We start from the raw sequence: 4059 nt of genomic DNA on the forward strand, positions 1-4059 counted from the left end.
ATTAGCGCCCATCCTCAATTTATTGATAGAATGATTGGGAGATGATATAGTCTAGACCACAACATAGAAATATGGTTTAGGAAACTAAAAGTGGTATGGTGGAGAAGTTCTTCTTGACAGTAAAGGAATGTGTAATTTAACGACAGTTAATGTTGCCGCATTTGTAGAAAATGGGAAACTTGATATTGATGGTTTGTTAGAAGCACAATCTCTTTCTGCAAGAGCGGGTTATAGAATGACTTGTATTGAATTGGAATTATCCAGATGGAATGGAGTGCAACTTAGAGATAGATTAATAGGTTGTTCATTAACTGGATGGCAAGATGCTGTAAATGCTCTTAACTATTCAACAAATGAAGAGAAAAAACTTTTACGTCTCTTAAGATTGACTGCTCACAAGGCGGCAAAAGATTACGCAAAAGCATTAGGACAAAAAGAGCCATTGCTCATAACAACAATTAAACCTGAAGGCACTCTTAGTCAATTACCAATTGTTTCAAGTGGAATTCATTTTTCACACTCTCCGTTCTATATCCGTAGAATTAGGGTTAATGCAAAAGATCCAGTAATTAAGGTCTGTGAGGAACTTGGTTTTGACATTAGTCCTGAAAATGGGCAATCAATGGAAAATTGTAAAACTAAAGTTATTTCATTTCCAGTTAAAGCTCCAGCTGGAAAAACAAAATATGATGTTAGTGCCGTTGAGCAACTTGAAATTTACAAAATGTTTATGGAGGAGTATGTTGATCACAACGCATCAATTACTGTTCATGTGAGGGATAACGAATGGGACTCAGTTGAACAATGGATGTGGGACAATTGGGATGATGTTGTAGGAATTTCTTTCTTGTCTTTAGATAGTCATTTTTATGAACAAGCACCTTATGAAACAATTGATGAAATTACTTATAATAGAATGGTTGCCGAAATGCCCAACTTTGTGCCTAGCCTCATTAAAAAATATGAAGCAAAAGAAACAGAAACAGATATAGAGGAAGATCCAGCTTGTGCGTCTGGCGCTTGCCCAATAAGGTAGTCATTTAGTTGACAAACTTCAGTGGTTATGTTATAATTATATTATAATGATAAAAGGGGAATAAGAGAGAATGATAAAAGTAAGTAAAATTAAAGTTATGAATTTAGAAGGAAGTTTCCGAGGTATGCGTAATCCTTTAGAAAGTTGGGAGCAGTCAGATAGTTATTTTTATTCTGATGATAGTTTAGCAAACTATCACTGTGAATATAGAGAAGGATACGAAGTAAAAATAAAAGAAAAAGACATGGCACTTGCGCAAAAACTTCTGCTTGCGGGCGATGACCATAGCAAGTTCATGCGTCAGATTTTTGTAAGTATGGATATTACAGCACCACTATATTTTTTCAAAGAATTTGACACCTATAAAGTGGGAACAACAGCAAACTCTACATCAACAATGCACAAGTTGGCAGTTACTCCAATTACTAGAGAGTGTTTTTCATTTGATAATGAATTAGAATTCCTTGAAGACATTCAACAATACATTGATGATGAAAGTGCTTATTTAACATTCAGTGAAACAGCTATTAGAAATTGTAACACTTTACGTTTAAAATATCTAGAAACAAAAGATATTCGCTATTGGCGGGCGCTTATCCAATTATTGCCATCGTCATGGAACCAAACACGAACATGGACGGCAAACTATCAAGTATTACGAAATATTTATTTTGCTCGCAAAAATCATAAGCTACAAGAGTGGAAAGATTTTTGTGAAGAAATTGAAAAATTGCCTTATGCCAAAGAATTATTTTTTGAGGGAGAATCAAAAGAAATGACAAAAGAGCAAATTGAGTCTGCTCTTGGTTATAGAATAAAAATTGTATAAAGGAGGAAAACATGAAAATTATGTATGTTGTTGATTATCCAACAACTGTGAAAGGGATCGGTATTGCTGCCTCTAATGAGTATATTGCAGAAACTTCTGTAAAAGGCGGTGACCAGTTTGATTTGAAGGTCGGCAAAGAGGTTGTAAAAAACAAGTTAAAACTTCAACAACTTAATGTTATTGACAGAGTAACTGATGATAAAATTGCTGATGCTAATTTTATGCTAAAAAACGCACTAGAAATTTTAGAGAATTTAATGGAAAGGAAAGAAAAAATTCAAAGTCAAAAAGAAGAAATTCTTGCGAAATTAAAGGAGTATTAATATGAAAGAATTAAAAAGAGAAACAGAAGTCTATAAGGTTGATACTGAAGAAGCCGCGGCAGCACTAATAGAAGAATTTAAAAACAATGCTATATCTGGAGATTATCAAGTCACTAAATATGAGAGCAAATATCGCAATAAAAAAGTAAAGGGCGAAATTGTAGAAGAATTTTATGTAGTGACTATTCAAAAAGACTACAACATTGAGGAGTAAATTATGGGAATAGAAACAGAAGCGCTAGCAATTTTTGAAAGCATCCTCCAAATGGATGATAAAGAACTTGAATCAGGCTACGATGATTTAATGAAATTGTTTGAATTTGAGGGCAATTTTGAACAAGCATTAATTGAAAAACTATCCTATTGCCGTGCAAACAATCTTACAGAAGATGATTTATTGGAAGAAAATAAAATAACATTAGATGCTTTTAGTGAAGTTGAATTATCTCCAATTAAACAAAAATTTATTAGTTTTCTTATGGAGACTGCTGTAAAAGTAAATAATAGAATTATTGAAGATGGACTTTATCCAAAAGTAAAAGTTAGAGTTGAGCGTTTACCACACAATCAAAAATTACCTGAGTATGCTCATGAAAATGGAGATAGTGGATTAGACGTTTATACAGTTGACAATTTCAATATTGAACCAAATACCGCAGTTATTGCACGAACAGGAATTAAAGTTGCCATTCCACTTGGTTATGAACTACAAGTTCGCCCAAGAAGTGGAATGAGTTTAAAGAAAGAATATCAGAACTTATTTGTTGCTAATAGTCCTGGAACTATAGACGCAAATTATCGAGAGGAAGTCGGCATTATTTTAAAAAACATTGGAAATGAAGTAATAACAATTGAAGCAAACATGAGAATTGCTCAATTAGTTCTAGCACCTGTTGTTAAACTAAGTTGGGTAGAAGTTAAAAACATAAATGATTTTCCAAGCGATAGACAAGGTGGGTTCGGTTCTTCGGGAGAAAAATAATGGCTAAACTCAACATATCTGACATTCGTATAGAAATGTCAATTAAAAGTTGGGTGCTATTAAGTACAACATACAAAAATCTTGATGGTGAATTAGAAATGCTTTGTCCAGAAGGACACAAAGTTTTTATGTCACTAAAACAATGGAGAAGAAAAGCAGAGTGTCCGACTTGTTCAGCTAATGTCTATAATACATTAAAAGAAATTGCAGTCGTCCAAAAGAAAACTGGTGTTTCTAGAATACTAGCATTAGATGATAGTACCACAACTACGGGGTGGTCAGTTTTCGACAATGAAGAGTTAGTTGGTTACGGGAAAATAGAGATGACACAAAAAAATCCTACTGAACGTATTTCTGCTTTGCGCCAATGGTTATTAAGTATGTTAATTAAATGGCACCCAGATACAGTATCAATAGAGGATATTCAAAAACAAGAGAATGTCCAAATTTTCAAGATTTTGGCGCAATTGCAAGGCGTTCTTGAAAATACTTTATTTGAAAATAAGTATCACTATACTGTAGATCACGTTGCTTCTTGGCGCAGTTTTTGCGGAGTAAAAGGCAAATCAAGAAGTGAATTGAAAAGGAATGCTCAAGAAAAAGTAAAAGAATGGTATGATGTAACGGTTACTCAAGATGAAGCAGATGCAATATGTTTGGGTAGATATGCATCAAACGAATATAGAATAAACAATAATTTTGCCCAATGGGATTAAGGAGGAAAAATGGCAGAAATTAATTTTACAGCAGGACAAATATTTGTTCTTTCACCTTATTTTAGCGCTTTGGAGGGAACTCCACTTAAGTTTTCACTTAAACGAAAATTAATTCGTTTTAATGAAAGATTGAGTGCTGAATATAAATTGATTAGAGAAGAGTTAGATAAAGT

At 33.4% G+C, this 4059-nt stretch carries 6 protein-coding genes; all 6 read left to right on the forward strand.

Annotation, left to right across the window (positions count from 1 at the left end; all coding sequences use genetic code 11):
• Positions 1-127: 127 nt before the first annotated feature.
• The 6 genes from M0R38_13045 to M0R38_13070 all read left to right on the forward strand — a co-directional run bounded on the left by M0R38_13045 (position 128) and on the right by M0R38_13070 (position 3886).
• Positions 128-1036 (forward strand): hypothetical protein, encoded by a 909-nt coding sequence (locus M0R38_13045; protein ID MCK9482661.1) that lies wholly within the window; start codon positions 128-130, stop codon positions 1034-1036.
• Positions 1037-1106: 70 nt separating this feature from the next.
• The gene (locus tag M0R38_13050) at positions 1107-1865 is read left to right on the forward strand and encodes a hypothetical protein (GenBank protein ID MCK9482662.1); all 759 of its coding nucleotides are present in this window, start codon (positions 1107-1109) and stop codon (positions 1863-1865) included.
• 11 nt (positions 1866-1876) lie between these two features.
• Entirely contained in the window at positions 1877-2188 is a 312-nt protein-coding gene (locus tag M0R38_13055; protein ID MCK9482663.1) for a hypothetical protein, read from the forward strand.
• A 1-nt stretch (position 2189) separates the two neighbouring features.
• Complete coding sequence (locus M0R38_13060; protein MCK9482664.1) at positions 2190-2402, forward strand: hypothetical protein; 213 nt, start codon at positions 2190-2192, stop codon at positions 2400-2402.
• Between the two features lie 3 nt (positions 2403-2405).
• Positions 2406-3170: a dUTP diphosphatase gene (dut, locus tag M0R38_13065; protein MCK9482665.1), complete on the forward strand. Its 765-nt coding sequence runs from the start codon at positions 2406-2408 to the stop codon at positions 3168-3170.
• Complete coding sequence (locus M0R38_13070; protein MCK9482666.1) at positions 3170-3886, forward strand: crossover junction endodeoxyribonuclease RuvC; 717 nt, start codon at positions 3170-3172, stop codon at positions 3884-3886. The genes dut and M0R38_13070 overlap by 1 nt, the downstream gene beginning before the upstream one ends.
• Positions 3887-4059: the final 173 nt, after the last annotated feature.

The sequence above is a fragment of the Bacteroidia bacterium genome (assembly GCA_023228875.1).
Taxonomy (GTDB): domain Bacteria; phylum Bacteroidota; class Bacteroidia; order NS11-12g; family UBA955; genus JALOAG01.

What these genes read in the sequence shown, in the direction of transcription:
- M0R38_13045 (MCK9482661.1), top strand. Translation starts at nt 128, where the DNA reads ATGTGTAATTTAACGACAGTTAATGTTGCCGCATTTGTAGAAAATGGG.
- M0R38_13055 (MCK9482663.1), top strand. Translation starts at nt 1,877, where the DNA reads ATGAAAATTATGTATGTTGTTGATTATCCAACAACTGTGAAAGGGATC.
- dut (MCK9482665.1), top strand. Translation starts at nt 2,406, where the DNA reads ATGGGAATAGAAACAGAAGCGCTAGCAATTTTTGAAAGCATCCTCCAA.
- M0R38_13050 (MCK9482662.1), top strand. Translation starts at nt 1,107, where the DNA reads ATGATAAAAGTAAGTAAAATTAAAGTTATGAATTTAGAAGGAAGTTTC.
- M0R38_13070 (MCK9482666.1), top strand. Translation starts at nt 3,170, where the DNA reads ATGGCTAAACTCAACATATCTGACATTCGTATAGAAATGTCAATTAAA.
- M0R38_13060 (MCK9482664.1), top strand. Translation starts at nt 2,190, where the DNA reads ATGAAAGAATTAAAAAGAGAAACAGAAGTCTATAAGGTTGATACTGAA.